We start from the raw sequence: 3,925 nt of genomic DNA, 5'->3' as shown, positions 1-3,925 counted from the left end.
GCTCCGCCCGCTGCCGTGTCTGCGGCCGCACCCTGACGGATGCGGGCGAGATCAAGCTCATGCGCTGCGAGGACTGCCCCTGCGAGCTCGACGAGGCGCTCTACGAGCGGCTGCGCGACTGGCGCGCCGGGGAGGCCGGCCGGCTCGGCCAGCCCGCCTTCTGCATCTTCACCGACAAGACGCTGCTCGCCATCGCGGAGGCCGTTCCGGGAACCGAAGCGGAGCTCTCGCGCATCTCAGGGGTGGGAGGACGCAAGCTCGACTCGTTCGGTGCCGACGTCCTCGCACTGTGTGCAGGCACCTACCTGACGTCGGAAGATGCGTCCCAGGACGCATCCGAGGAATCTCGCGAAAAATAGTTTGCGCACGCGGACGGCATACCCATAGCCTTCCGAGCACGGAGACAACGGCTCTTCCGGGAGCCGGCGGATCCGTGCTGTACTGAACCGGCTGTACCGAACTTAAAAGCCCGGACCTGTTCCGACAGGTCCCCGAAGACGCCGAGAGGAGGCGAGACCAATGATCAGCTTCAAGACCAGCAACAAAATGACCGATCGCCCGGTCATCGCCGCCCGTCCGCTCGGCTTCTCCTTCGCATCGCTCCGGGGCACCGGTCTGTCCGGCGCCGGCTTCGCTCCGATCAACGGCTCCGCCCTGATCGGCGAAACCTCCCTGATCAATGAGCGACCGACCAAGGCGTCCGCGGTAAAGGCAGCAGCATCGGCACAGGCCCAGGCCTATGCCCTTGCGGCGACGACCAACGGCGCCGGATCCGTCAGCACGCAGCACCAGCACCACACGATGTGGGCCTTCCGTGGGCTCGAACCCTGGAGAGATCCAGCCTGATCGGCATGATCAGGTCGGCACCTTCCAGGGCCGCGGAACCCACACCGGGATCCGCGGCCCTTTTGTTTGCCCCCTCGCCGAGGGGAACCAGCCCGGCCACAAGCCGGAAGACAGACGAGGAAAAAGACACCGTGCAACTCAAGACGCACACCCCGTCAGTAGCGACCGACCTGATCCCCCCGCCCGTCCCCACGGAGGACACCTTGACCCCCCTCACCGCCCTGACCGACCTCGACGACGCGATCGAGAACCTGGGCACCCCCGTCCCGTGCCGCAGCTACGACCCGGAGGTCTTCTTCGCCGAGTCGCCCGCGGACGTGGAGTACGCCAAGTCGCTCTGCCGGACCTGCCCGCTGCGTGAGGCCTGCCTCGCCGGTGCGATGGACCGCCGCGAGCCGTGGGGCGTCTGGGGAGGCGAGCTCTTCGTCCAGGGCGTCGTGGTGGCCCGCAAGCGGCCCCGTGGCCGTCCGCGCAAGAACCCGGTCGCCGCATGAACATCTTCGGCACCATCGACCGCCCCACCACGCACGACCCCAAGAAGCAGGATCCGACGATGCACCGCCCCTCCGCCGAGCCCTTCGGCCCCGAAGTCCCCACCCGTGACGCCTTCAGCGCGATCGCCTCGCGCCAGAACAGGAACCTCGAAATGCAACTCATCCCAGAAGCCCTGGCCCGTGCTCATATGCACGAGCGACTGAGGGAGGCCGAGTCCGAACGCAGGGCCACTCGGCTGGCCGCCGCCCGGCGCATGCAGCGCCGCGCCGAGCGCGCCTCGATGCGCGCCCGCCGGGCCCTGGCCATGGCGGTCATGCACTGACCCGCCCACCCTCGTCATCACCCCTGCGGGGCCGGATCCGAACGGACCGGCCCCGCGGGGCGTTCGGGTGCGTTGTGCCCTCCCGGCCCCTTCGCGGGGATATCGTCTGGGAGTGGACCAGAAGACGCATGAATCAGGGCAGTTGGACCCTGAGGCCACCGAGCCCGCCGAGACCATCACCTGCGCTCGCTGTGGCACCCCCGCCGACGGTGCGCCGCCGACCTGGACCTGCTCCTTCGAGAACGGCAGCCGCCGCTACTTCTGCGACGACTGCTCCCGGGCCAACATCAGATCCATCGAGGGCCGCCTCGACTCCTCCTGGTGGTGAAGCCGGGGCCCGGCCCCGTCACGCAGGCGTCTCCCGGCTCTCCTCTTCGGCCGCGCCGCCGCCCGCCGCCGCGAAGCCGGGCACCCACGCCTCCATCTCCTCGCGCAGCCGCACGGTCGCGCCCAGCTGGCACAGCACCCCGATGGTGCTCATCGTCACGCGGTGTATCAGCAGATACGCGGGCGGCAGGTTGAGCTGGCGGGCCAGCTGGTACGCGGGGGAGCGGGGGTCGGCGATCCGCGTCGCCTGGGCACGCATCCAGCCCCGGGTGAAGGTGAACTCCGCCGCCTGTGCCGGTTCGATGATCGGCAGCAGGTAGTCGAGCACGGCGCCCGGATCCAGCTCGATCTCCGGCTTGACGAACCCCTCCTCCCGCAGCAGCTCGTGGACCGCCTCGGCCCGGCCGTCCAGCGTCAGCCGCAGCGCGGTCCCGATCTCCGGCGGGAGGCCCTGCGGCAGCCGGTCGACCGTGCCGAAGTCCAGCACGCCCAGCCGCCACTTCTCCGGCGGGCCGTCGGGATCGTCCCCGGTGAGCAGCCGGAAATTGCCCGGATGCGGGTCGGCGTGCAGCAGCCCCGTGCGCGCCGCGCCCGAGAAGAGGAAGCGCGCCAGCAGCTGCCCGGCCCGGTCCCGCTGCTCCTGGGTGCCCTCCGCTATCACCTCGGACAGCGGCAGCCCTTCCATCCATTCGGTCACCAGCACTTGGTCGCCCTGGTGCACGACGGCCGGCACCACCACATCCGGATCGCCCGCGAACTCCTGTGCGTGCGCGCTCTGGGCCCGCGCCTCCAGGCCGTAGTCCAGCTCCTCGGAGACCCGGTCGCGCAGCTCGGAGATCAGCGGCTTGATGTCCATGCCCGGCACCAGCGGCCCCAGCAGTCTCGCGAACCGCCCCAGCTGGGTGAGGTCCGACAGCAGGGCCTCGCCTGCCCCCGGGTACTGCACCTTGACCGCGACCTTCCGGCCGTCGTGCCACACCGCCCGGTGCACCTGCCCGATCGAGGCGGCCGCCGCCGGGCGGTCGTCGAACTCCTCGAACAGATCCCGCCAGTCCTCGCCGAGCCGCTCCGCCAGGGCCGCGTGCACCGTCTTCACCGGCATGGGAGGGGCGGCTTCCTGAAGCTTGGTCAGGGCGGCCCGGTAGGGCCCGGCGATCTGCTCGGGAAGGGCCGACTCGAAGACCGACAGCGCCTGCCCCAGCTTCATCGCACCCCCCTTGAGCTGCCCGAGCGTCGCGAAGAGCTGCTCTGCGGTGCGCTGCTGCAACTCCGTCGCGATCAGCTCCGCCGGTCGCCCCCCGATGCGCTTGCCGAGCCCCAGGGCCGTGCGCCCCGCGAACCCCAGTGGCAGCGCGGCCAACTTGGCGGTGCGCGTTACCGCCTTGCGGGGTAGATCAGACATTCGCCCCTCCAACTAGCTGAACAGCCACGCCGCGGACGGCGGTTACCTGCTCATTGTCCCGTGCGGTGACCCCATGGCCGCGGTATACCCGGGATCCGGGGAACGCGCCGCGCCGCAGGGGCACCGCGGATGCGGCTCGACGGGCCGCGGGGACCAGGCCGGACCCGGCAGAGCCAGCTCCAGCCGCACCCCCGCGCTCGCCGGGGACCCACCGTCGAGGAAGGCCAGTGCCCGCGCCACGGTCAGCCCCGCCACAACCGTGGCCAGTGCCATGTCGCACGACGGTACCCCCGAGCCGCGGCCGGACCTCCACTGGGCGAGCATCCGGGGCCAGGCCGGGTCACGGCCGGCCCGCCCCAGCTCGATGCAGCCCGCGCACGCCGTTCCGCCGGGGAGCACCAACGGCCCCACCAGTCCGGTGGCTTCCAGCACCCCCGCGAACAGGTGCGGCGTACCCGATGCGAGGAGCTCCTGCGAGGAGCCGGGGTCGGGCGCGTAGGCCGCGAGGCCGTCCCGCGGGGCGAAGACCACCA

6 protein-coding genes and 1 pseudogene are annotated in these 3,925 nt (G+C 71.1%); 5 read left to right on the top strand and 2 right to left on the bottom strand.

What is annotated here, in order from left to right:
- From V7793_RS34710 to V7793_RS34690, 5 genes are all read left to right on the top strand, one after another.
- A partial coding sequence (locus tag V7793_RS34710; protein ID WP_336013678.1) for an HRDC domain-containing protein occupies positions 1-359 on the top strand: 359 nt, incomplete at its 5' end.
- Positions 360-519: 160 nt separating this feature from the next.
- On the top strand, positions 520-846 hold the full coding sequence (locus V7793_RS34705) for a hypothetical protein (protein WP_336013677.1): 327 nt from the start codon (positions 520-522) through the stop codon (positions 844-846).
- Positions 847-977: 131 nt separating this feature from the next.
- Positions 978-1,340, top strand: a complete 363-nt coding sequence (locus V7793_RS34700) for a WhiB family transcriptional regulator (protein WP_336013676.1) — start codon at positions 978-980, stop codon at positions 1,338-1,340.
- Complete coding sequence (locus V7793_RS34695; RefSeq protein ID WP_336013675.1) at positions 1,337-1,663, top strand: hypothetical protein; 327 nt, start codon at positions 1,337-1,339, stop codon at positions 1,661-1,663. The genes V7793_RS34700 and V7793_RS34695 overlap by 4 nt, the downstream gene beginning before the upstream one ends.
- A gap of 142 nt (positions 1,664-1,805) precedes the next feature.
- Positions 1,806-1,991: a hypothetical protein gene (locus V7793_RS34690; RefSeq protein WP_168096205.1), complete on the top strand. Its 186-nt coding sequence runs from the start codon at positions 1,806-1,808 to the stop codon at positions 1,989-1,991.
- Between the two features lie 18 nt (positions 1,992-2,009).
- On the opposite strand, the gene V7793_RS34685 is transcribed toward V7793_RS34690, so the two are convergent.
- Together V7793_RS34685 and V7793_RS34680 are read right to left on the bottom strand one after the other, a co-directional pair.
- The gene (locus V7793_RS34685; RefSeq protein ID WP_336013674.1) at positions 2,010-3,392 is read right to left on the bottom strand and encodes an ABC1 kinase family protein; all 1,383 of its coding nucleotides are present in this window, start codon (positions 3,390-3,392) and stop codon (positions 2,010-2,012) included.
- Positions 3,393-3,434: 42 nt separating this feature from the next.
- Positions 3,435-3,925: pseudogene (locus tag V7793_RS34680) on the bottom strand (ThiF family adenylyltransferase); the annotation flags it as partial.

Origin of the sequence: Streptomyces sp. KLMMK (assembly GCF_036961605.1) — a bacterium.
Taxonomy (GTDB): Bacteria; Actinomycetota; Actinomycetes; order Streptomycetales; family Streptomycetaceae; genus Streptomyces; species Streptomyces telluris.
The sequence above is the reverse complement of the archived record's forward strand: the minus strand, read 5'-3'. Positions and strand labels throughout refer to the sequence as shown.